Origin of the sequence: Pseudomonas sp. PAMC 25886 (assembly GCF_000242655.1) — a bacterium.
GTDB lineage: Bacteria > Pseudomonadota > Gammaproteobacteria > Pseudomonadales > Pseudomonadaceae > Aquipseudomonas.
Genome location: NZ_AHHC01000055.1, coordinates 41,987 through 63,185, shown reverse-complemented (window position 1 = coordinate 63,185; position 21,199 = coordinate 41,987). Strand labels below are relative to the sequence as shown.

The window sequence follows — 21,199 nt, the reverse complement described above, 5'->3', positions numbered from 1 at the left end:
CCAGCGGCGGTTCCAGCTCCGGCTCGGCCATTGCGGTGGCGGCGCGGATGGTCCCGGCCACGCTGGGCTCCGACGGCGGCGGTTCGGTGCGTATTCCGGGCGCCTTCTGCGGTGCATTCGCCCTTAAAGGCTCCCTGGGGCGAATCCCCACCTGGCCGTGGTCCGCCACTGAGATGCTCAGCCACGCCGGTCCGATCACCCGCACCGTGCGCGACAGCGCGTTGTTGTTCGATATCCTTTCCGGCCCCGACCCGCTGGACCACCAGGCCTTGCCCGCACCCACCGAATCCTACCTGGCGCGCTGCGACCAGCCGTTGGGCCCGTTGCGTGTGGCGTACTGCCCGACCTTGTTCGAAACGCCGGTGGACCCGGTCATCGCCGCCACCGTCGAAGCGGCGGTGCATTACCTCGCGGAAGAGCTGCCGGTCACCGTCACCACCCTGACCCTGGACTGGCAAGACCCGCTCTCCACCTTTGAAACCCTGTGGGTCGGCGGGCGTGGGATTGCCTACGGTAAATCCCTGGCCGATCGCCTCGACCAACTGGACCCCGGCTTCGCCGCGCTGATCAAGCGTTCCGCCGATTACGATCTGGCGGCTTACCTCAAGGCCGTGCAGCAACGTGCACTGTTCGCCAATCAGGTACACGCCTTGTTTAACGACTACGACGTGTTGCTGATGCCGACGATGCCGATCCTGCCGTTCGCCGCCGACCGCGTGGCCCCCGAGGGCTGGCCAGGCGAGGAGGGCGCAGTGCCGTGGGCGCGCTGGACGCCGTTTACCTATCCGTTCAATATCACCGGCAACCCCGCGGCCAGCCTGCCCTGTGGCTTCAGCCCGAGCGGTTTGCCGATTGGCTTGCAGGTGATCGGCCCACGGTTTGCCGACGCCCAGGTGCTGCAGTTCTGCGCAGCCGTGGAAGCCATCGCCCCTTGGGATCAGCACCTTCCCCCGATGCTGATGCCCTGATTGATTGCACCCGGAGTGGGCTCGCCAGAAGCCCGCCCGTGATAAACGCTTTGTGTTGTCCTGCCCTTTCACACCCTGATGAGTGAGAGGTACCCGTGACCCTGTCCATGGCCGTATTACGCTCTATGCTCCCTGCTGGACCGGCTCGCGCCGCGTCTCGCCGTGGGCCGCGCAATACCGGCCGCCTGAACCTGCCCTGGAATACCTCTTTTATGCTGAATCAGCCACGTCTCGACGAAATCATGCTCCTGCTCACCCAACACCAGCGCGTCAAGGCCTCGGACCTGGCGCAGGCGTTGTTCGTCTCCGAAGAAACCATCCGCCGCGACTTCAAGTACCTGGAAGAAGCCGGCAAGCTGCGGCGCATCCACGGTGGCGCGATATTGCCTCGGCTCAACGAAGAACAGCCGCTGCAAGTGCGCAGCCGCATCAAGCCCCAGGCCAAGACACGCATTGCAGTGTGTGCGGCGAAGCTGGTGAGCGAAGGCATGGTGCTGTTCCTCGACACCGGCACCTCGACCCTGGCCCTGGCCCAGCAACTGATCGGGTTCAGCCAGTTGCGCATCATCACCAACTCCCTGGACATCGCCCGCCTGATCACCGAACAAAGCGCCAACCAGGTGCTGGTGGTGCCCGGCGATGTACGCCGTAACGACAACGCGCTGATTGGCGCCCACACCCTGGAATTCGTCCGACAGTTCCATTACGACATTGCCTTCATGGGCATCGGCGCCGTCGACCTGGAACTGGGGTTCATGGACTACCAGGAGCCCGAGGCGCTGCTGCGCCGGGAACTGACCAAACACAGCCTGCGCAGCGTGATCCTGGCCGACGACGCCAAGTTCGGCCACCGCACGTTCATCAATACGCTGCCATTCAGCGCCATCACGACCCTGGTCACCAATCGTGCGCCGTCCGACGATTTTGCGACCCGCCTGGAGCAAGCCCATGTCGACATCCTTTACCCTTGAGTTGCTGGCGCCCAGTGACCAGGACCTTGAAACCTTCGAGGCGCTGTTCCGCGACTCTTCAGCCATCGGCGCGACCCGGGCCGGCGGGCTGCACCGCCTGGCAGCCTCGGCCGAGGATGGCGCCGTGCGCGACCTGTTCGCCGCCTGGCTGACCGAACGCGGCTTTGAAGTGCGGGTGGATGCGGTGGGTAATCTGTTCGGTTTGATCACCTTTAACCCAGACGCCCCCTACGTGCTGTGCGGCTCGCACCTGGACAGCCAGCCCAGTGCCGGGCGTTTCGATGGTGTCTACGGTGTGCTGGCCGGCGCGGTCGCGGTGGCGAGCTTGGCACGCCAACTGCGTGAACGTGGCGAAGTGCCGGCGTGCAATCTGGCGGTGGTGAACTGGACCAACGAGGAGGGCGCACGCTTCCAGCCCAGCCTGATCGGCAGCAGCGTATTCACCGGCGACCTTGCCCTGCAAGACGCCTGGGCGTGCCGCGATGGCGACGGCATCAGCCTCAAGCATGCGCTGCAACAGATTGGTTATCTGGGGGAGGGCCGGGTCGAACTGGACGTGTCCGGTTATGTGGAAATCCACGTTGAGCAAGGTGACGGCCTTGAGCGCGACGGCCTGGCCATCGGCGTGGTCCGCGACACTTGGGCCGCCCTCAAACAAAGGATTCGGTTTATCGGCGAACAGAACCACACTGGCCCCACGCCCATGGCCGCGCGCAAGGACGCCTTGCTGGCCGCCGCCCATGCGATCACCGCCGTGCGGGCCGAGGCCGACCTGCACGGCACGCAACTGCACAGCTCGGTGGGGCGCCTGGAGATCTACCCCAACTCTCCGAACGTGGTGCCCTCCAGCGTGACACTGCATGTCGAGTACCGTTCGCCAGACACCGAGTTGCTGGCCGCCGCCGGCGCGCGCCTGGACGCCACGCTCAAGGCCACCGCCGCTGCCACGGCGACGGACTACACCATCGAAAGCCGCGCCCTGCGTGAGCCGACTCACCTGCACCACGGCTTTTCCGAGTTGGCCTACAGCGTCGGCCAGCAACTGGGCTTGCCCATCGGCAACAGCGTCACCGTCTCGGGCCACGACGCCATCAGCCTGAGCCGGCATTACCCGGTGTGCCTGCTGTTTATTCCGAGCAGCAATGGCGTGTCCCACAACGAAGCGGAGTTCACCAGCGAGCAGGACATGCGCAACGGTTTGCACATGCTGACCGCGTTGCTGCACCGCGCCTGTTCCACCCCCAACGCCTACCGCTGAGGTCTGCCATGTCGAGTTGTTTGCAAGCTAAGTCGCGGCTGCTGGGCGCCCTTGAGGCCGCCGGCCTGTCCGCCCATGTGGTGGTCGAAGAGGGCACCGCCGGGATTGCCTCGCCGGTGCGGCTGGCCACCGAGTGGACCGGTTATACCGTCACCGCGCCGTGGGGCCAGTGTTACGCCAAGGTCTTGCATGACGACATGCGCGCGCTGATCGACATCGAACGCACCGCCCGCGCCACCCAACTGGCGGCCGATTGCGACGTGACGCCGGGTGTGCGCCTGGTGGATGCAGCCGCCGGCGTGTTGCTGCTGGATGCGTTGCCCGCCAGTGAATGGCGCTGGGCCCGCCTCGACGAATTGATGCAGCCCCAGCGCTTGCAGGCGCTCTGGGCACTGAAGAAACAACTGCACGCCGGCACTTCCCCGGGTTTCACCCGCTCGCCGCTGCAAGACATCCAGCACCTGCGCGAGTTGTGCGTGCGCTACAGCGTGGCCTTGCCCCTCGACCACGCCTGGATCAGTACCTGCATTGACCTGGCCTGGACCTCCCTGCAACTGAGCGCCAGCGCGTCGGTGCCGCTGCACGGCGACGGCGTGGCGAGCAACGTGATGATTGGCCCGGAGGGCGCCTTGCAACTGATCGACTTCGACTACGGCGGCTGCGGTGACCCCTGGTATGACGTGGCCATCAGCCTTAACGAGCTGTATGTCTTCGAAAGCGACTGGCGTGAAGGCATCACTGCCTGGGCCGGCCAATGCCGCGAAAGCGACTACGCCCGCTGCCGTTTGTACGCCCTGATCAACGATTGGTACTGGACCCTTTGGGGCCTGTGGGTCGGCGCCACCTCGGCGCGGCCGCTGGAGTTCTCCAAAGTCGGGCAGTGGACGTTGCTGCGCTGCCGCCAGAGCCTGCAAGACCCACGGTTTGAAAGTTGGCTACGTCAGGTACAGGAGGGGCAGGCATGAAAGCGTTAGGTGAGGCGTGTACGCCACAAGAGTGTCAGCTGGAAGCGGCGGTGCGCGGGGTCGCCAGTTGGGGCGGCAGCGGAATTCGTTATGAGCCGGTCAGCGGCGGGATTTCCAACACAAACTGGCGGGTGGAAGTGGCCGGCATCGATACGGCGTATTTCTTCAAGGTGCCCGGTGTGGGCACCGAAATGTTTATCGACCGCCGCACCGCCCACGACGCCAGCCTCAAGGCGGCGCAAACCGGCTACGGCGCGCCGGTGTTTGCCTTCCTTGAGGAATTCGGCGTGGAAGTCTTCGAGTTCATGGAAGGCTGGCGCGCCTCGTCCAACCACGATTTTCTCGACCGCGACGTGCGCCACAACGCGTTGCACGCCCTCAAGGCCTTCAACGACCAGCCGCCGCTGGTGCAGACCAAAACCGTGTTCGACATGATCGCCGAGCACCAACGCCAGGTGGAGCAACTCAACGGCTGCAAACCCGCCGACGACGCCTGGCTGCGCCGCCAATGCGATCGCGCGCGGGGTGTGCTGCAAGCTTCCGGTATCGACCTGGCACCGTGCATGAACGACACCCTGGCGGGTAATTTCATGCTCAACGACCGTCGGCAGATTCGCCTGGTGGACTTCGAATACGCCTCCAACAACGACCGGCATTACGAGCTGGCGCTGTGGTTCGGCGAGATGTTTTTTACCGACGAGATGGAGCTGGCCCTGATCGAAGACTACTTCGGCCAGGTCACCCCGCAGAACCTGGCGCGCATCAAGTTGCACAAGGCCCTGGCGGACATCAAATGGTCGACCTGGGCGATGGTGCAGCACGCGGTGTCGCAGCTGGATTTCGACTTCTACAAATACGGCACGTGGAAGCACATGCGCGCCCGCAGCATCATCAACGATTCGCAATGGGAAACCTGGCTAAGACAGGCTTGAGCCTGCGCCATAACAATAACGACGACACCTCGAGTTCCGCCTTTGGCGCTGGTTTGCGCTGACGTTTCACTGCTTGATTTTTTGTTTGATCACATAACAAACCGATCCAGAAATTCAAGGAGCACCCGACTCATGAAATCCGATACCGCACCACCCGGACGCCTGAAGAGCCAACTCTTCGGCGTGTACTTTTTCCTGTTGCTGATGCTCGCTTTATTCCCGCCGTTCTATTTGAGCGTGAGCGGCAGTACCGCGTTGGTACTGGGCATTCCGTTGCCGATCTTCTACTGGATCGCCATCGCGGTTCTCGCCGGCCTGGGCCTGTGGGCGCTGTATGTCGCCGAGCTGAAAGCCGGTGAAATTCCCGAAGAGGGGGATGCGCCATGATCAGCACCACCAGCGATGCCAACCTCTTTATCACCTTCGGCGTGATCGGCCTGTTCCTGGCCGGGATGATTGCCGTGCTGTACGCCACCAACCGCGAGAGCACGAGCTTTTCCGATTACGCTGTAGGCGGGCGTTCCTACGGGCCGTGGTACATCGCCATGTGTTACACCAACTCGTGGTGGCCGGGCTCGACCTTTACCGCGTTTTTTGCCCTGACCATCGGCGGCGCCCTGGGTTTCTACGGCATGGTCTACGCGACCCTGGGCGTGACAGCGATGTACCTGATGGCGCGCCGCGCCTGGACCTGGGGCCAGCGCTTCAACCTTCGCACCCAGCCAGACTTGCTCGGCATGCGCTTCAACAGCCCGGTGGTCAAGCGGGTGGCCTCGATCATCGGCATCATCTCGGTATTCCCGTGGGTGGTGATGGGCATCCAGGCCTTGGCGATGCTGTTCCAGTTCGCCAGTTTCGGCCGTTGGGGCGTCACCACCTGCCTGATCGCCGGCGTGGTGGTGGTGCTGGTGCGCCAGTACTGGACCGTGAGCATGGGCATGCGCGGGCTGATCATGACTGACATGTTCCAGGGCCTGATTGCCTACGTGTTGTGTGCGGCGCTGTGTGTGTTCCTGTTGTTTGGCGACCAGGCGTCGTTCTCCAACCTGTCGCACTTGCCGGCCAAGATGCTGCTGATCCCTGGCGCCAGCGGCACCGGTTATGGCCCGCTGTACATGTTCAGCCTGATTTTTACCGGGGTGATCGGCTCGATGTGCTGGCCCATGAGTTTTCAGCGCATCTACACCGCCAGCGGCGTCAAGGCGGTGAAGAAAGGCACGCTGTACACGATCCTGTTGGTGGGTGGTTTCTACGGCATCCTGATGCTGTTTGCCGCCGCTATCAGCCAGGACCCGAACGTCATCGCGCACCCGCAACAAGGCTGGTTCCTGTCGCTGTTCGACATCGGCGGGCCGTGGATGCTGGCGCTGGCGATCGTCATCGTGCTGGCGGCGAGCATCGGCCACGTGGACGGCTGCGTGCAGGTCTGCGGTACGCAGTTCGCCAATGACCTGGCCACCTGGAACACCCCGCGTACCGATCGCCAACTGACGCTGCTGGCCAAGTCCGGGATGGTGGTGTTTATCGTCGCCGCCTCGGTGCTGGCGTACCTGACCTTTGATTACGCGCGGCTGCAATTGCTGGCGCAGATTTCCTACCAGGGGATTATCCAGTTGGCGGTGCCGCTGTTCTTCGGAATCTTCAGCCGTCGTGGCAACAAGGAAGGCGCGATTGCCGGGATGCTGGCCGGGATTGTGGTGGCGATTGTGCTGACGACGATGTACCCGGATGACATCCCCGGGCTGGGGTCGTTGACCAGCGGGATCGTCGGGTTGGTAGTCAATGCGGGGATTTTTGTGGTGTGTGCGTGGGCGATCAAGCCGAGCGCGGAAGAAAGTGCCCGGGTTGAGCAGCTGTTCGAGATGGCAGCACCGGGTCGCAAAGTGCCAATGGGGGCAACGCCGGTTCTGAACTGAGCCCAAACTCCAAACCCGACGTAGTTCAAGTGTGGGAGCTGGCTTGCCTGCGATAGCGGTGTATCAGTGACAGAGATGTTGACTGACACTCCGCCATCGCAGGCAAGCCAGCTCCCACAGGTTTAACCGTGCCCCTGACCAGAATCCCCGTTTTGCTTAAGGCGCTTGTACAGCGTATTACGGCTAACCCCCAACTCCCGCGCCAGGTGCGAGATATTGCCGCCCGCAGCTTTCAGGCGTTGGGTCAGGTCCATGCCGTCATCCAACCGTTCAGCGCTTGGCTCCGGCACCACCCCATTCAAATCCACAAAAAAATCATCCGGCAAATGCTCCGCCCGGATTGGCTGCTCTTCCGCCATCGCCAGCGCCACCTGCAACACGCTGCTCACCTGGCGCAAATTCCCCGGCCATGGGTGCTGCTCAAACAGCGCCAGCACCTCGTTACTCAACCCGGCCCACTGGGTCGGCTCGCGATGCTGTTGCCACAGTTGCTTGAACAGCGCCTGTTTATCAGTGCGCTCCCGCAGCGGCGGCAGTTCCAGGGTCAGGCCACCGATGCGGTAATACAGGTCTTCGCGAAAACGTCCGAGCTGCACCTGTTCCCGCAGCGAGCGGTTGGTGGCGGAGATGATCCGCAAATCCACCGGGAACAACTCGCTGCTGCCCACCGGCTGCACACAGCGTTCCTGCAGCACCCGCAGCAGGCGGGCCTGGGTCGGCAGCGGCATGTCGCCGATCTCGTCGAGGAATAAAGTGCCTTTGTCTGCCTTGCGGATCAGGCCGATGCTGCCTTTCTGGTTGGCGCCGGTAAACGCGCCTTTTTCGTAGCCGAACAGTTCCGACTCCACCAGTTCGGCGGGGATCGCCGCGCAGTTGACCGCGATAAACGCCTGTTGGCTGCGGGAGCTGGCCTGGTGCAGGGCTTTGACGAAGACCTCCTTGCCCACACCGGTTTCACCGTGGATCAGCAATGGGATGTCCTTTTCCAGCAAGCGCTCGGCCTGGCGTACCGCCTTTTCCACCCGGGCGTCGCCAAAGTGCAGGGTCTTGAGGCTGATGGCCGTGGGCGCAGGCTCCCTGGGTTTCTTTGTCTCGACAAACACGCGAGCCTGCACAGGCGCCTGCTTCGGGCGTTTCAACAGGCATTGGAAACGGTTGCGCCCGGCGGCTTGCAGCGAGAAGGGCAGGCCTTCGGGCTGGTTGAGCAACTCCAGCAGCGAGACCTTGAAGAGGCTGTCGATCAGCACCCGCGACAGGCTGATGCCCAGCAGGTTGTCTGCCCGGCGGTTGGCCGACAGCACCTGGCCACTTTCATCAAAAATCAGTAACCCGGCCCACTGGCTATCAAGGTTGTTCAACCCGGTGTTGAACGTCAGCTGGAAATGTTCGCCGCGAAACAGGTTGAGGATCAGCCGGTTCTCTACCGTCTGGCTCATCATCTTGACCATGCCGAGGGTGTGGGAGGGCGGCAGGTAGCTGTCGCTGGACACATCCAGCACCGCGATGATTTCCCGCTGGGCATCGAAGATCGGCGCCGCCGAGCCTGTCATGAAACGGTTGGCCTTGAGGAAGTGTTCGTCGTGCTCGATGTGCACCGCCTGGGCACAGGCCAGGGCGGTGCCGATGGCGTTGGTGCCGCTTGCGCGCTCCATCCAGCTGGCGCCGGCGCTGAAGCCACGGGCCAATGTGGGTTCGATAAAACGCTGGGTGCCCCACGAGGTCAGCACCTGGCCCTGGTTGTCGGCGAGCATGATCAGGCAATTGGAATTGCTCAGGATGTTTTCGTAGTAGGGCAGCACTTCCTGGTGGGTGGTTTGCACGAGGGAATGCTGGCTCTCCAGCAATTGGCGCACGCCGTCTGCAGGCAGTTGATCGAAACTCGGCGTGCTCTGGTGATCCAGGCCATAGGCGCGGCAGCGGCGCCAGGAGTCCAGGATGATGGCATCGTGCGCCAGCGGTGTGCTCATGGCGGTGACCCTTGTTTTATTGTTGTTCTGGGTTCGAAAGGCTCATTCAGTGTTGTTCAGAACTGTTCATTGTCAACCCGCCACGTGTTCAGTTGTTCAGGCCGGTCTGTTCATTTCTGTTCAGAGGTGAACGGCCGTTTTGCCTAACCCGTTGACCGGCCTGGGTTTTGGGTTTTTGGCACGGAACTCGCTCTGTGTGCTTGCCAGTACCATTCCAATAATAAAAAGGTCGTGTCATGTCATTGACCCTGGAGCACGTCACTCGCGTTGTTGAAGGCCAGACCTGGATCGACGACGCCAACCTGCGTTTCGAAGCCGGTTCCTTCAATGTATTGCTGGGCCGCACGCTGTCCGGCAAGACCAGCCTGATGCGCCTGATGGCCGGCCTGGACAAGCCCGACAGCGGGCGCATCCTGATGAACGGCGTCGACGTCACCCACAAGCCGGTGCGTTTGCGCAACGTGTCGATGGTCTATCAGCAGTTCATCAATTACCCGACCATGACCGTGTTCGAGAACATCGCCTCGCCGCTGCGCCAGGCCGGTGTGTCGGCCGAGCAGATCCAGAGCAAGGTCCTCGAAACCGCGAAAATGCTGCGCATCGAGAAATTCCTCCAGCGTCACCCGCTGGAACTTTCCGGCGGCCAGCAACAGCGCACCGCCATGGCCCGGGCGCTGGTCAAGGACGCCGAGCTGATCCTGTTCGACGAGCCCCTGGTGAACCTGGACTACAAACTGCGCGAAGAACTGCGTCAGGAAATGCGCGAGCTGTTCAAGGCCCGCCACACCATCGCCATCTACGCCACCACCGAACCTAACGAAGCCCTGGCCCTGGGCGGCACCACCACCATTCTCCATGAGGGCCGGGTGATCCAGAGCGGCAAGGCCGCCGAGGTCTATCACCAGCCGCAAACCGTTCTGGCGGCCGAGCTGTTTTCCGAGCCGCCGATCAACCTGATGCCCGGACGTATCAGCGGCAATGAAGTGAGCTTTGCCAACTTTGTGCACTTCCCGCTGAACGTCGACCTGCGGCCTATCGGCGAAGGCGAGTTCCGCTTTGGCGTGCGGCCCAGCCATATCAGCCTGGTGCCCAGCAACGATGACGACCTGGAGCTGGCGGTGACCGTGGAAGTCGCCGAAATCAGCGGCTCGGAAACCTTCCTGCACGTGCGCAGCGAGCATTTCCTGCTGGTGCTGCATTTGCCCGGCGTGCATGAGTACGACGTCGATGCGCCGATCCGCATCTATATCCCTACCCACAAATTGTTTGTGTTCGATGGCCAGGGACGTCTGGTCCAGGCACCGGGCCGACGTGTCGCGAGGGTTGCCTGATGGCCGAGATCCATTTGCAGAACCTGGCCCACAGCTACAGCGCAAAGCCCGCCGGCCCCGAGGACTACGCGATTCGCGAAATGAACCACGTCTGGGAGCAGGGCGGCGCCTACGCGTTGCTTGGCCCCTCGGGCTGCGGCAAGTCGACGTTGCTGAATATCATCTCCGGCCTGCTCAGCCCGTCCGAAGGCCAGGTGCTGTTCGACACCAAGGTGGTCAACGAGCTGACCCCGGAAAAACGCAACATCGCCCAGGTGTTCCAGTTCCCGGTGGTGTACGACACCATGACGGTGTTCGATAACCTGGCCTTTCCGCTGCGAAACCAGGGCATGGCCGAGGCGAAGATTCACAGCAAGGTGCAGGAAATTGCCGAGGTGCTCGACCTGCAAAACCTGCTGGACAAAAAAGCCCGCAACCTCACCGCCGACGAAAAACAGAAAGTCTCCATGGGCCGCGGGCTGGTGCGTGATGACGTGTCGGCGATCCTGTTCGACGAACCGCTGACGGTGATCGACCCGCACCTGAAGTGGAAGCTGCGGCGCAAGCTCAAGCAGATCCACGAGCAGTTCAACATCACCATGGTCTACGTCACCCACGATCAACTGGAGGCCTCGACCTTCGCCGACAAGATCGCGGTGATGTACGGCGGCCAGATCGTGCAGTTCGGCACGCCACGGGAATTGTTCGAGCGGCCGAGCCATACCTTTGTCGGCTATTTCATCGGCAGCCCGGGGATGAATCTGATTGAAGTGCAGGCCGAGGCGGGCGGTGTGCGTTTTGCCGGCACGCATCTGGCGTTGCCCGAGGCGTTGCAGCAGCGCATTGGCGAAACGCCCTACAAGAAACTGCAGGTGGGCATCCGCCCGGAATTTATCCATGTGTGGGATGAGCACAATCCTGACGCGCTACAGGCGCAAGTCACTCATGTGGAAGACCTCGGCACCTACAAGATCATGACCCTCAACCTCGACGGCGCCCAGTTGAAGGTGCGCCTGGCCGAAGACAAACCTGTGCCCGAGGGGCACGCGTCCATCAGCTTTCCGGGCCAATGGCTGATGGTGTATGCCGACGACTACCTGCTGGAGGCACAGCCATGAACAAGGTGCAGAACAACAAGGCGTGGTGGCTGGTGTTGCCGGTGTTCCTGCTGGTGGCCTTCAGTGCGGTGATCCCGATGATGACCGTGGTCAACTATTCGGTGCAGGACATCTTCGATCAGTCCAGCCGCTATTTTGTCGGCGCCGACTGGTACAAACAGGTGCTGCTGGACCCGCGCCTGCACGACTCGCTGTTGCGCCAGTTCATCTATTCGGCGTGTGTGCTGCTGATCGAAATTCCCCTGGGTATCGCCATCGCCCTGACCATGCCCACCAAGGGCCGCTGGTCCTCGTTGGTGTTGATCGTGATGGCGATTCCGCTGCTGATTCCGTGGAATGTGGTGGGCACCATCTGGCAGATTTTTGGCCGCGCCGACATCGGCCTGCTGGGTTCAACGCTCAACGCGATGGGCATCAGCTACAACTATGCGGCCAACACCATGGACGCCTGGGTCACCGTGCTGGTGATGGACGTATGGCACTGGACGTCCCTGGTGGCACTCCTGTGTTTCTCGGGGCTGCGGGCAATCCCGGATGTGTACTACCAGGCGGCGCGGATTGATCGGGCTTCCAGTTGGGCGGTATTCCGACATATCCAGCTGCCAAAGCTGAAGAGCGTGCTGCTGATCGCGGTGATGCTGCGGTTCATGGACAGTTTCATGATCTACACCGAGCCGTTTGTACTGACGGGGGGCGGGCCGGGAAATGCCACCACCTTCCTCAGTCAGACCCTTACTCAAATGGCCGTAGGCCAATTCGACCTGGGCCCGGCGGCGGCATTTTCCCTGGTGTACTTCCTGATCATCCTGTTGGTGTCCTGGCTGTTCTACACCGCCATGACCCACTCCGACGCCAACCGCTGAGGCCGCCAACATGAGCAAGCGCAAGGTTATCCCGCTGCTGGTCTACATCCTGTTCCTGCTGGTGCCGATCTACTGGCTGCTGAACATGTCGTTCAAGAGCAACACCGAAATCCTCGGTGGCCTGACCCTGTTTCCCCAGGACTTTACCTTCGCCAACTACAAGGTGATTTTCACCGACCCGAGCTGGTACACCGGCTACCTCAACTCGCTGTACTACGTCAGCCTCAATACGGTGATTTCCCTGAGTGTGGCGCTGCCTGCGGCCTACGCGTTCTCGCGCTACCGCTTCCTCGGCGACAAGCACCTGTTCTTCTGGCTGCTGACCAACCGCATGGCGCCGCCGGCGGTGTTTTTGCTGCCGTTTTTCCAGCTGTATTCGTCCATTGGCCTGTTCGATACGCATATCGCGGTGGCCCTGGCCCACTGCCTGTTCAACGTGCCGCTGGCGGTGTGGATTCTCGAAGGCTTCATGTCGGGTGTGCCCAAGGAAATCGACGAAACCGCCTACATCGACGGGTACAGCTTCCCCAAGTTTTTCGTGAAGATTTTCATCCCGCTGATTGGCTCGGGGATCGGTGTCACGGCGTTTTTCTGCTTCATGTTTTCCTGGGTCGAACTCCTGCTGGCACGCACGCTGACGTCGGTGAACGCCAAGCCCATCGCTGCAGTGATGACCCGCACGGTGTCGGCGTCCGGCATCGACTGGGGCGTGCTGGCGGCGGCGGGGGTGTTGACCATCCTGCCGGGCATGCTGGTGATCTGGTTTGTTCGCAACCACGTGGCCAAGGGCTTTGCCCTGGGCCGGGTCTGAGGAGTCGATGATGGAATGGATGGCCTGGACCACCCCGACTGCACTGTTCTTCGCCGCGATCGGCCTGCTGCTGGTGGGCATGACGACCTGGGAATTGCGCTCGCCGAGTATCCCCCGGCGCGGCTTGTTACCGATCAGCACCACCCGTGGTGATCGCTTGTTTATCGGTCTTCTCGGCAGCGCCTACCTGCATTTGTTGGTGATCGGCGTAACCGGCTGGAGCATCTGGGTGGCGTCCGCGCTGTCTCTGGTGTGGCTGTTGTCTGTGATGCGCTGGGGCTAGTTGCCCCTTTTGAACCCCAAAACCAGGAGGTCTCTATGTTCGATAAAAACAATAAGCTGCGACATAGCATTTCATTGGCGGCCGTGCTGGCGCTCAGCGGGCTCAGTGCTGCGGCCTGGGCGGATGCCTATGAAGACGCTGCAAAAAAATGGATCGGCAGTGAGTTCAAACCGTCGACCCTTACCGAAGCCCAACAGCTCGAAGAACTGAAGTGGTTTATCAAGGCCGCGGAGCCGTTTCGCGGGATGAAGATCAACGTGGTGTCGGAAACCCTCACCACCCACGAGTATGAGTCCAAGGTGCTGGCCAAGGCCTTCAGCGAAATCACCGGGATCAAGCTGACCCACGACTTGCTGCAGGAAGGCGATGTGGTGGAAAAGCTGCAAACCCAGATGCAGTCCGACAAGAATATCTATGACGGCTGGGTCAACGATTCCGACTTGATCGGTACGCACTTTCGCTATGGCAAGACCGAATCCATCACCGACCTGATGGCCAACGAAGGCAAGAACTTCACATCGCCCACCCTGGATATCAAGGACTTCATCGGGATCTCGTTCACCACCGCACCGGACGGCAAGATCTACCAGTTGCCCGACCAGCAGTTCGCCAACCTGTACTGGTTCCGCGCCGACTGGTTCGAACGGGCGGACCTGAAAGCCAAGTTCAAAGAGAAGTACGGTTATGAACTGGGCGTGCCGGTGAACTGGTCAGCCTACGAGGACATCGCCAAATTCTTCAGCGAAGACGTCAAGGAAATCGACGGCAAGCGCGTCTACGGGCACATGGACTACGGCAAGAAAGACCCCTCCCTGGGCTGGCGTTTCACCGATGCCTGGTTCTCCATGGCCGGTGGCGGCGACAAGGGGCTGCCCAACGGTTTGCCGGTGGACGAGTGGGGCATTCGCGTGGAGGACTGCCACCCGGTGGGTTCCAGCGTGACCCGTGGTGGCGACACCAACGGCCCGGCGGCGGTGTATGCCACGCAGAAATACGTGGACTGGATGAAAGCCTACGCGCCACCGGAAGCGGCGGGCATGACCTTCTCCGAATCCGGCCCGGTGCCGTCCCAGGGCAACATCGCCCAGCAGATCTTCTGGTACACCGCGTTTACCGCCGACATGACCAAGCCGGGCCTGCCGGTGGTGAACGCCGACGGCACGCCGAAATGGCGCATGGCCCCATCGCCGGTCGGGCCGTATTGGGAAAAAGGCATGAAGAAGGGCTATCAGGACGTGGGTTCCTGGACCTTCCTCAAGTCGACGCCCGAGAAGCAGAAACTCGCGGCCTGGCTGTACGCGCAGTTCGTGACCTCGAAAACCGTGTCGTTGAAGAAAACCATCGTGGGCCTGACGCCGATTCGTGAATCCGACATCAACTCCCAGGCCATGACCGACCTGGCGCCGAAACTCGGTGGCCTGGTGGAGTTCTACCGCAGCCCGGCCCGGGTGGAATGGACCCCGACCGGCACCAACGTGCCGGACTATCCACGGTTGGCGCAATTGTGGTGGAGCCATATTTCGGAAGCGGCCAGCGGCGAGAAAACCCCGCAACAGGCACTGGATGGCTTGGCCAAGGATCAGGACGCGATCATGACGCGCCTGGAACGCTCCAAGGTGCAGCCGATTTGCGGGCCGAAGATGAACGAGGAAAGGGACGCGCAGTACTGGTTTGACCAGCCGGGTGCGCCGAAGCCGAAGCTGGCGAATGAGAAGCCGCAAGGCGAGACGGTCAGCTATAACGAGCTGCTGAAGTCGTGGGAGGCGGCGCGCAAATAGCCCAAACGCAGCAGGTCAAAATGTGGGAGCCAGGTTTGTGTGGGAGCCGGGCTTGCCCGCGATGGCATCCCCCTCGGTCTGTCAGCCAGACCGCGGTGATGCCATTGCAGGCAAGCCAGCTCCCACATAAGCCCGGTTCCCACATTTGCTTCGTGGTGTTTCTGAGAGGGGGGCTACTTGGGATACAGCGGCGGCAAGCTGGTGCTATCCCCCGCAGGGTCCTGCTCGCGCTCCGCCATCGGAATCGCCTTCACCGCCCGCCACAATTCCTCACCCTGCCAATACTGGCCACTTTCGCTGTACAGCGCGCCATTCAACCCGTCCAACGCATCCGACAACGGCACAAACCGCGCGGCCATGTCCGCCAGGGTCTCCGGCTGTTGCCGCGCCCAGGCATCCAGTGCCTGGCGTGTGGCTTGCGGGTCATTGGCCTGGCTCGCCCGCTTGAGGTCGTCCAGCAAGGTACGCGGGCTCGGGCCGGTTTGCGCGGCACGCAGGATCGCCGGCTGCCAGCGCGCACGCCACCACAAACCGAAGCCCAGCAGGGTGGTGCAGGCCAGGATCAGGCTGGTCAGTTGCCAGATCCACAGGCTGTCGTTGTCCGGTGCCGTGATCACGGTGGGGCTGGCCGGTGTGTCCACGATCAGGCTCGGGTTGGTCGCCACTTGCAGGGTGCGGGCCGGCAGGCTGGTGCGTTCCAGGTGGTCTTCGTGGGTGTTCCACCACACCACTTCCACCGGTGGCAGTTCGAGTGCGCCAACGCGGTTGGGCACCAGGGCTTCGCGGTCTTCACGGCTGCCGATCAGGCCGCGGTCGTTGTTCTGGTTGCTCAGCACCGGTTGGTCCGGGTAGCGGCGCAGGCCAGGGATGTCGCTCAGCGCCAGGGGCGGCAGTTGTGCGGCGGCCAGGCCTTCGGCTTTCAGGGTCAGGCTGCGGGTCAGGGAGTCGCCGACCTGCACGTGGTCCGGCTCGGGGTTCCAGCTTTCAGTCAGGGTCAGGCTGCGCGCCGGTAGCCAAGGGGCGTCTGCCGGGTACACCGCCGGCTTGGCCTTGACGGCCAGCGACAGCTCCGGCGAACTGACGTGGATCAGCTTGCCGGGTTTGGAGCCTTGGGGGTTATTGTCCTGGGCGGGCCGAGGCTCCACCAGGGTCGCGCTGAAAATCTGCGCCGGGATCGTCAAGCTGCCGCTGTGCTGCGGGTAAATCGCATACCGCGTTTCGATCACACCATGGCGGATGCCGTTGATGACTTTTTCGTAGGTGCGTGATTCACCGAGTTGCTCGATGCGCGTATCGGCGATCTGCAATGGCGTCAGGCTGCTGTCGTCGTACAGCGACACCGAGTGGTAGACGCGCACGGTCAGCAGCGCCTGGGCCTGGACGTAGACGCTGTCCTGGTCGAGGTTGGTTTCGATAAATACCGGAGCCAACTGGGTCTCGGTGTTCTGGCTGACGGTTTCCACCACTTGCAGGGTGATCGGTTGGGTCTTGAGTTCGCCGATCTGCAACGGCGGAATCACAACGGTACCGGTCTCCTTGGGCAGCAGGGTGATGATCCAGCGGGTAGTGGCGTGGTTGTCGCCTGCCAGCGTGGTGAGCTGGTTGATCTGGCGGGTGCCGCTTACTTCAAACAGCGGGTCCAGTGGCGCCAGGTCCGGTTTGCCGAACAGCGTGACGTCGTTGGACTCCACCGTCAGTTCCACCGTCTCCCCGGAATTGATGCGGCTGCGGTCGACACTGGCCACCAGGCCGGCGGCCTGGGCCTGGCTGGCCCACAACGCGAGGGTGAGAAGAAGGGCGGTGCAGCGGTTCATCGAGTCTTGTCCTGATGTTGTTGCTGTTCGTACCAGAATTTGCGTCGCAGCAGCTCGCCGGGGTTGTCCGGGATCTGCCGCAGCCATTGTTCCAGGGCCTGGCGCTGTTCGCCTTCGATCGTGCCGTTGGCGGGGCGCAGGGGCGGCGTGGTGGTTTGCTCGTCACCCAACTCGCTGCCGGGCACCTCGTTGCTGCCGGCGTGGGGCGTGGCGCCGGTTTGCGTATCGGTTGCACCGGGTTGGCCCTGGCCCTGGGACGTCTGCTCGCCACCGGTGGCGGTCTGGCTGCTGGCGCCCGGTTGCGCAGTCTGGCCGGGTTGCGTGGTTTCGTCATCCTCGTTTTTTGCAGGCTTGGCCGGCTCGGTTTTTTCCGGTTCCTGCTGCATCAGGCTTTCCACCAGGGCTTTGTTCTTCAGCGCCGGCTGCAAGTCGGGCTGGGCTTCCAGGGCTTGCTCGTAGGCGTCGATCGCCGCTTCCAGCTCGCCGCTTTTGGCCAGGGCGTTGCCTCGATTGTAGTGGGAGTAGGCGTCGCTGCCTTCGGCAAAACGCTTGGCCGCTTCGGCGTAGTTGCCCGCTTCATACAGCGCGACGCCTTGCCATTGCGGGTCTTCAAAATGTTCGGCAGCCTCGGCCGGGCGTTTTTTCTTCAGCAGCAATTGGCCTTGTTGGTCCGGGCGCAGCCACAGGTCCTGGAAGTCAAAGGCATAGCTGGGCTGCGGCGCGCCCAACAGCAGTAACGGCAGGAAGAACAGCCAGCCGCGGCGCCCAGCGCAGGCGGCCAGCAGCAACAGCGGCAAGAGCAGCCAATAACCCTGGTCGGCCCAGGTGTCGAGGTGCAGCAGTTGGCCGTCATTGCGCAGGCTTTGCGGGCCGTCCAGCAGGCCGAGGTGGCGCAGATCCTTGTCGTCCAGGCGGGCCTGGCGGTAACGGCCGCCCATTTCGCTGGCGAAAGCCTTGAGGGTCGGACTGTCGAGGCGCGGCACGAGGATCGCGCCCTGGGCGTCCTTGAGGAATTCGCCGCTCTCCTGGGTCACTGGCGTGCCTTCGCGGCTGCCGATTCCGAGGATCGACAGGCTCGGCGCCTGGCTACCTTGTAACTGCAGGCGGATGCCCTGGCGTTCCTGCTTGGACAACGACGAGCCAATCAGCAGCAGTCGGCCCTGGCCGAGGCCGCCATGCTTGAGCAGGCTCAGGGCTTTTTCCACGGCCAGGTCGGCGCGATGGCCGGGCTCGGGCATGATCGAGGGGCGCAGGGCCTCCAGCAGGTTATGGCTGGTGGCCAGATCGTCCGAGAGTGGCACCAGGGTATGGGCGCTGCCGGCGTAGACCACGATGGCGGTCTGCGCATCGCTGCGGGCCTGGAGCAGGTCGAACAGCTTGCGCCGCGCCTGTTCGAGGCGGCTGGGCGGGCTGTCGGTGGCGAGCATTTCCGGGGTCAGTTCCAGCAGCACCACCAGCGGGTCGGCGGGTTTCTGGCTGGACTGTTCCACGCGTTCCCAGCTTGGGCCGAGCAACGCCAGCACGGCCAGCAGCCAGGCAATCCCGAGCACCACCCACGGCGATTTGCTTTCGCGGCCACTGCCGCCGCTGAGCAACGCGGCATGGAAGGCTGGCGGCAGAATCATCTGCCAGCGCCCGGCGCGTTTCTGGCGGTGCCACAACTGCCACAGCAACCAGCCGAGCAGCGGCAGCAGCAACAGCCACCAGGGACGGAACCAGTGCGGCCACAGGGCGATCATCGACGCCTCCGCAAACGCAGGCGTTTCAGGCGCTCGCGCCATTCCGGGTTGGGTTGCAGGAAACGGCCCTTGCTGGACAGTTTGTTGAACAGCCGTTGCAAGGCGTTATCCGGCCAGCGTTCCTGGATCACCAGCAGCATGCTGAGGATCAGTGCCAGCGCCAGCGGCGCGCTGTACAGCGCCTGGGCGGGGCGCGCCTGGGTCGGTTGCTGGGCCACGGGTTCGAGCTGGTCGAGGGTTTCCTTGATCTTCAGCAGTTCGTTGCCGTCGCGGGCGCGGAAGTAGCGGCCGCCGGTGGCCTCGGCGATGGCCTTGAGCGCCGGTTCGTCGAGGTCCAGGCTCGGGTTGACGCCGAGTATGCCCAGGGAGCCGGTTTGCTCGGGGTCGGCACCGATGCCGATCGGGTAGATTTTCACGCCTTCTTCGGCAGCCAGGCGGGCGGCAGTCAGCGGGTCGATTTCGCCGGCATTGTTGGCGCCGTCGGTGACCAGGATCAGCACCCGGCTTTGCGCAGGGCGCTGGCGCAGGCGCTTGAGGGCCAGGCCGATGGCGTCGCCAATCGCGGTGTTCTTCCCGGCAATGCCGATTTTTGCTTCATCGAGCCAGGTGCGCACGGTGCGCCGGTCGAAGGTCAGTGGCGCTTGCAGATACGCCTGGCTGCCGAACAGGATCAAGCCTACGCGATCGCCTTCGCGGCTTTCCAGGAAGTCCCCCAGCAGGTGCTTGACCAGGCTCAGGCGGCTGACGTCCTCGTCCTGCCACTGCATGTCGGGGAAGTCCATCGAGCCGGAGACGTCCACCGCCACCAGCAAGTCGCGGCCACTGGCAGCAATGGGCAGCGGTTCGCCGAGCCATTCCGGGCGGGCGGCAGCGGTAAGCAGCAACAGCCACAGGAACACGAACGGCGCTTGCTGGCGCCAGCCCGGCAGGTTGACCCGCGCGCGGCGGCGGGCCAGGCCTTCGAGGTCGCTGAGGAAACTGACTTTCAGTGCCGGCTCGCCGCTGTCGGCCACCGGCAAGATGAGCCGCAGCAACCACGGCAATGGCAACAGGGCGAAGATCCACGGCCAGGCGAACTCAAACATGTTTGCGAATCCAGGTGTCGACGGCCTGGGTCAGACCGGCGATGGCCTTGTCGTCGAGTTTGCATTCGGGCTTGTAGGCGCCTTCCACCAGCACCATCCAGCGGGTCAGGCCGGCGGCGGGGCAGCGGTTGTCGAGGAACGCCAGCCATTTGCGGCCGTTGAGGGTGTGGCTCTGGCTGTAGGGGTAGTCGTTGCGGCACAAGCGTTTGAGCAGGCCGTTGAGTTGTTGCAGCCAGGCACCGGCCGGCGCGCCGTCGTAGGGTTTGGGCATCAGGGCCAGCTCGGCGAGGGCGGCGATGCGCAACGGGTCCAGGGGTTGTTCGGCACGGGCCAGCGGGCGCTTGGCCGGCAGGAAACGCCGCAGCGACCACAAGCCCCAGCCTGCCAGCGGGAGGATCAGCAGCAACAGCCACCAGCCCGGCGCCGGCGGCCAGAAGCCGATCACCGGCGGGGCGATCAAGGGTTGCAGTTGGTCGAGGCTGCTCATTGCTTTTTAACCGGGCGTTGCGGGTTCAGGTATTCGCGCAGTTGCTCGACCATTTCACCCTGGGTGCTCAACGGCATCAACAGCACTCGCAGCTTTTGCGCGAGCAGTTCCCAACGGGCGCTGCGGGCTTCGGCTTGGGCCTTGTAGGCCTGGCGCAGGTCAAAATTGAGGGTGTCCAGTTCCAGCTGTGCGCCGCGCTCGGCGAAGCGCAGCAGCCCGGCGGCGGGCAGGGCGTGGTCCAGCGGGTCGGAGACCGGCAACAGCAGCAGGTCGCAATGCCGCGACAGCAGGCTCAGCTGTTGTTCGGCGCCTTCGGTCAACGCGCGTTCGTCGCAGATCACAATCACCAGGCTGCCCGGGCGCAGGACTTCCCGGGCCCGGCGCAAGGCCATGCCGAGGGCGTCGGCTTCCGGGCGACGCTCGGTGTTGAGGCTCTGGTTGACCCGCACCAGACGGTTGAGCAATTGCAGCAGGCTTTGTTTGCTGCGGCGGGGTTTGATTTCGTAGTGCTCACTGTCGCCGAACACCAGGCCGCCGACGCGGTCGTTGTGACCCAGTGCTGCCCAACCGATCAGGCTCGCCGCCTGGGCTGCCAGCACCGACTTGAACATCTGGCCCGAGCCGAAAAACAGCCGGCAGCTTTGTTCCACCATGATGAAGATCGGCCGTTCGCGCTCTTCATGGAACAGCTTGGTATGGGGTTCCTGGGTGCGTGCGGTGACGCGCCAGTCGATGGTGCGTACGTCGTCGCCGGCCTGGTAAACCCGCACCTGGTCGAAGTCGACCCCGCGCCCGCGCAGTTTCGAGTGGTGCAGGCCGATCAGCGGGCTGCGCTGGCTTGGCGTGGAAAACAGCTGCACTTCCCGCACGCGATGGCGCATCTCGATCAATTCGCTCAGGGTGACACGGGTTCCATCGCCAGCGTTCATGGGCG

The 21,199-nt window shown here is 63.0% G+C and carries 19 protein-coding genes; 13 read left to right on the top strand and 6 right to left on the bottom strand.

Features of this window, described 5'->3' with window-relative positions; translation table 11 throughout:
- The 7 genes from MUM_RS0119470 to MUM_RS0119440 form a co-directional block, all read left to right on the top strand.
- On the top strand, positions 1-968 hold a 968-nt coding region (locus MUM_RS0119470), incomplete at its 5' end, for an amidase (RefSeq protein WP_010173106.1).
- Positions 969-1,180: 212 nt separating this feature from the next.
- A complete protein-coding gene (locus tag MUM_RS0119465; RefSeq protein ID WP_010173104.1) occupies positions 1,181-1,939 on the top strand; it encodes a DeoR/GlpR family DNA-binding transcription regulator in 759 nt (252 codons plus the stop codon).
- Positions 1,917-3,197 (top strand): M20 family metallo-hydrolase, encoded by a 1,281-nt coding sequence (locus MUM_RS0119460; RefSeq protein WP_010173102.1) that lies wholly within the window; start codon positions 1,917-1,919, stop codon positions 3,195-3,197. The genes MUM_RS0119465 and MUM_RS0119460 overlap by 23 nt, the downstream gene beginning before the upstream one ends.
- An 8-nt stretch (positions 3,198-3,205) precedes the next feature.
- The gene (locus MUM_RS0119455) at positions 3,206-4,162 is read left to right on the top strand and encodes an aminoglycoside phosphotransferase family protein (RefSeq protein ID WP_010173100.1); all 957 of its coding nucleotides are present in this window, start codon (positions 3,206-3,208) and stop codon (positions 4,160-4,162) included.
- Complete coding sequence (locus MUM_RS0119450; RefSeq protein WP_010173097.1) at positions 4,159-5,094, top strand: choline kinase family protein; 936 nt, start codon at positions 4,159-4,161, stop codon at positions 5,092-5,094. Before MUM_RS0119455 ends, MUM_RS0119450 begins: the two co-directional genes overlap by 4 nt.
- A gap of 132 nt (positions 5,095-5,226) precedes the next feature.
- Complete coding sequence (locus MUM_RS0119445; RefSeq protein ID WP_010173095.1) at positions 5,227-5,481, top strand: hypothetical protein; 255 nt, start codon at positions 5,227-5,229, stop codon at positions 5,479-5,481.
- A complete protein-coding gene (locus tag MUM_RS0119440) occupies positions 5,478-7,010 on the top strand; it encodes a sodium:solute symporter family protein (protein ID WP_010173093.1) in 1,533 nt (510 codons plus the stop codon). The genes MUM_RS0119445 and MUM_RS0119440 overlap by 4 nt, the downstream gene beginning before the upstream one ends.
- A gap of 122 nt (positions 7,011-7,132) precedes the next feature.
- On the opposite strand, the gene MUM_RS0119435 is transcribed toward MUM_RS0119440, so the two are convergent.
- A complete protein-coding gene (locus tag MUM_RS0119435; protein WP_010173091.1) occupies positions 7,133-8,977 on the bottom strand; it encodes a sigma-54-dependent Fis family transcriptional regulator in 1,845 nt (614 codons plus the stop codon).
- A gap of 236 nt (positions 8,978-9,213) precedes the next feature.
- On the opposite strand from MUM_RS0119435, the gene MUM_RS0119430 reads away from it, so the two are divergent.
- Genes MUM_RS0119430 through MUM_RS0119405 form a run of 6 tightly spaced genes read left to right on the top strand, consistent with a single transcriptional unit; the run spans position 9,214 to position 15,140 of the window.
- Entirely contained in the window at positions 9,214-10,308 is a 1,095-nt protein-coding gene (locus MUM_RS0119430) for an ABC transporter ATP-binding protein (RefSeq protein WP_010173089.1), read from the top strand.
- Positions 10,308-11,405: an ABC transporter ATP-binding protein gene (locus MUM_RS0119425; protein WP_010173087.1), complete on the top strand. Its 1,098-nt coding sequence runs from the start codon at positions 10,308-10,310 to the stop codon at positions 11,403-11,405. Before MUM_RS0119430 ends, MUM_RS0119425 begins: the two co-directional genes overlap by 1 nt.
- Positions 11,402-12,268 (top strand): carbohydrate ABC transporter permease, encoded by an 867-nt coding sequence (locus MUM_RS0119420; RefSeq protein WP_010173085.1) that lies wholly within the window; start codon positions 11,402-11,404, stop codon positions 12,266-12,268. Before MUM_RS0119425 ends, MUM_RS0119420 begins: the two co-directional genes overlap by 4 nt.
- Before the next feature lie 10 nt (positions 12,269-12,278).
- Complete coding sequence (locus MUM_RS0119415; protein ID WP_008433050.1) at positions 12,279-13,079, top strand: carbohydrate ABC transporter permease; 801 nt, start codon at positions 12,279-12,281, stop codon at positions 13,077-13,079.
- A 10-nt stretch (positions 13,080-13,089) separates the two neighbouring features.
- Positions 13,090-13,362: a DUF2160 domain-containing protein gene (locus tag MUM_RS0119410; RefSeq protein WP_010173082.1), complete on the top strand. Its 273-nt coding sequence runs from the start codon at positions 13,090-13,092 to the stop codon at positions 13,360-13,362.
- 35 nt (positions 13,363-13,397) lie between these two features.
- Positions 13,398-15,140, top strand: coding sequence for an ABC transporter substrate-binding protein (locus MUM_RS0119405; RefSeq protein WP_003218534.1), 1,743 nt, complete (start codon positions 13,398-13,400; stop codon positions 15,138-15,140).
- Between the two features lie 173 nt (positions 15,141-15,313).
- Here the strand turns inward: MUM_RS0119405 and MUM_RS0119400 are convergent, their stop codons facing one another.
- Genes MUM_RS0119400 through MUM_RS0119380 form a run of 5 tightly spaced genes read right to left on the bottom strand, consistent with a single transcriptional unit; the run spans position 15,314 to position 21,194 of the window.
- Complete coding sequence (locus tag MUM_RS0119400; RefSeq protein WP_010173080.1) at positions 15,314-16,954, bottom strand: BatD family protein; 1,641 nt, start codon at positions 16,952-16,954, stop codon at positions 15,314-15,316.
- The gene (locus MUM_RS0119395) at positions 16,951-18,693 is read right to left on the bottom strand and encodes a tetratricopeptide repeat protein (protein ID WP_010173078.1); all 1,743 of its coding nucleotides are present in this window, start codon (positions 18,691-18,693) and stop codon (positions 16,951-16,953) included. The genes MUM_RS0119400 and MUM_RS0119395 overlap by 4 nt, the downstream gene beginning before the upstream one ends.
- Positions 18,690-19,778 (bottom strand): vWA domain-containing protein, encoded by a 1,089-nt coding sequence (locus MUM_RS0119390; RefSeq protein WP_010173076.1) that lies wholly within the window; start codon positions 19,776-19,778, stop codon positions 18,690-18,692. Before MUM_RS0119390 ends, MUM_RS0119395 begins: the two co-directional genes overlap by 4 nt.
- Positions 19,771-20,265: a DUF4381 domain-containing protein gene (locus tag MUM_RS0119385; protein WP_010173073.1), complete on the bottom strand. Its 495-nt coding sequence runs from the start codon at positions 20,263-20,265 to the stop codon at positions 19,771-19,773. Before MUM_RS0119385 ends, MUM_RS0119390 begins: the two co-directional genes overlap by 8 nt.
- The gene (locus tag MUM_RS0119380) at positions 20,262-21,194 is read right to left on the bottom strand and encodes a DUF58 domain-containing protein (protein ID WP_003218540.1); all 933 of its coding nucleotides are present in this window, start codon (positions 21,192-21,194) and stop codon (positions 20,262-20,264) included. The genes MUM_RS0119385 and MUM_RS0119380 overlap by 4 nt, the downstream gene beginning before the upstream one ends.
- Between the last annotated feature and the right edge of the window lie 5 nt (positions 21,195-21,199).

What these genes read in the sequence shown, in the direction of transcription:
- MUM_RS0119465 (WP_010173104.1), top strand. Translation starts at nt 1,181, where the DNA reads ATGCTGAATCAGCCACGTCTCGACGAAATCATGCTCCTGCTCACCCAA.
- MUM_RS0119460 (WP_010173102.1), top strand. Translation starts at nt 1,917, where the DNA reads ATGTCGACATCCTTTACCCTTGAGTTGCTGGCGCCCAGTGACCAGGAC.
- MUM_RS0119455 (WP_010173100.1), top strand. Translation starts at nt 3,206, where the DNA reads ATGTCGAGTTGTTTGCAAGCTAAGTCGCGGCTGCTGGGCGCCCTTGAG.
- MUM_RS0119450 (WP_010173097.1), top strand. Translation starts at nt 4,159, where the DNA reads ATGAAAGCGTTAGGTGAGGCGTGTACGCCACAAGAGTGTCAGCTGGAA.
- MUM_RS0119445 (WP_010173095.1), top strand. Translation starts at nt 5,227, where the DNA reads ATGAAATCCGATACCGCACCACCCGGACGCCTGAAGAGCCAACTCTTC.
- MUM_RS0119440 (WP_010173093.1), top strand. Translation starts at nt 5,478, where the DNA reads ATGATCAGCACCACCAGCGATGCCAACCTCTTTATCACCTTCGGCGTG.
- MUM_RS0119435 (WP_010173091.1), bottom strand. Translation starts at nt 8,977, where the DNA reads ATGAGCACACCGCTGGCGCACGATGCCATCATCCTGGACTCCTGGCGC.
- MUM_RS0119430 (WP_010173089.1), top strand. Translation starts at nt 9,214, where the DNA reads ATGTCATTGACCCTGGAGCACGTCACTCGCGTTGTTGAAGGCCAGACC.
- MUM_RS0119425 (WP_010173087.1), top strand. Translation starts at nt 10,308, where the DNA reads ATGGCCGAGATCCATTTGCAGAACCTGGCCCACAGCTACAGCGCAAAG.
- MUM_RS0119420 (WP_010173085.1), top strand. Translation starts at nt 11,402, where the DNA reads ATGAACAAGGTGCAGAACAACAAGGCGTGGTGGCTGGTGTTGCCGGTG.
- MUM_RS0119415 (WP_008433050.1), top strand. Translation starts at nt 12,279, where the DNA reads ATGAGCAAGCGCAAGGTTATCCCGCTGCTGGTCTACATCCTGTTCCTG.
- MUM_RS0119410 (WP_010173082.1), top strand. Translation starts at nt 13,090, where the DNA reads ATGGAATGGATGGCCTGGACCACCCCGACTGCACTGTTCTTCGCCGCG.
- MUM_RS0119405 (WP_003218534.1), top strand. Translation starts at nt 13,398, where the DNA reads ATGTTCGATAAAAACAATAAGCTGCGACATAGCATTTCATTGGCGGCC.
- MUM_RS0119400 (WP_010173080.1), bottom strand. Translation starts at nt 16,954, where the DNA reads ATGAACCGCTGCACCGCCCTTCTTCTCACCCTCGCGTTGTGGGCCAGC.
- MUM_RS0119395 (WP_010173078.1), bottom strand. Translation starts at nt 18,693, where the DNA reads ATGATCGCCCTGTGGCCGCACTGGTTCCGTCCCTGGTGGCTGTTGCTG.
- MUM_RS0119390 (WP_010173076.1), bottom strand. Translation starts at nt 19,778, where the DNA reads ATGTTTGAGTTCGCCTGGCCGTGGATCTTCGCCCTGTTGCCATTGCCG.
- MUM_RS0119385 (WP_010173073.1), bottom strand. Translation starts at nt 20,265, where the DNA reads ATGAGCAGCCTCGACCAACTGCAACCCTTGATCGCCCCGCCGGTGATC.
- MUM_RS0119380 (WP_003218540.1), bottom strand. Translation starts at nt 21,194, where the DNA reads ATGAACGCTGGCGATGGAACCCGTGTCACCCTGAGCGAATTGATCGAG.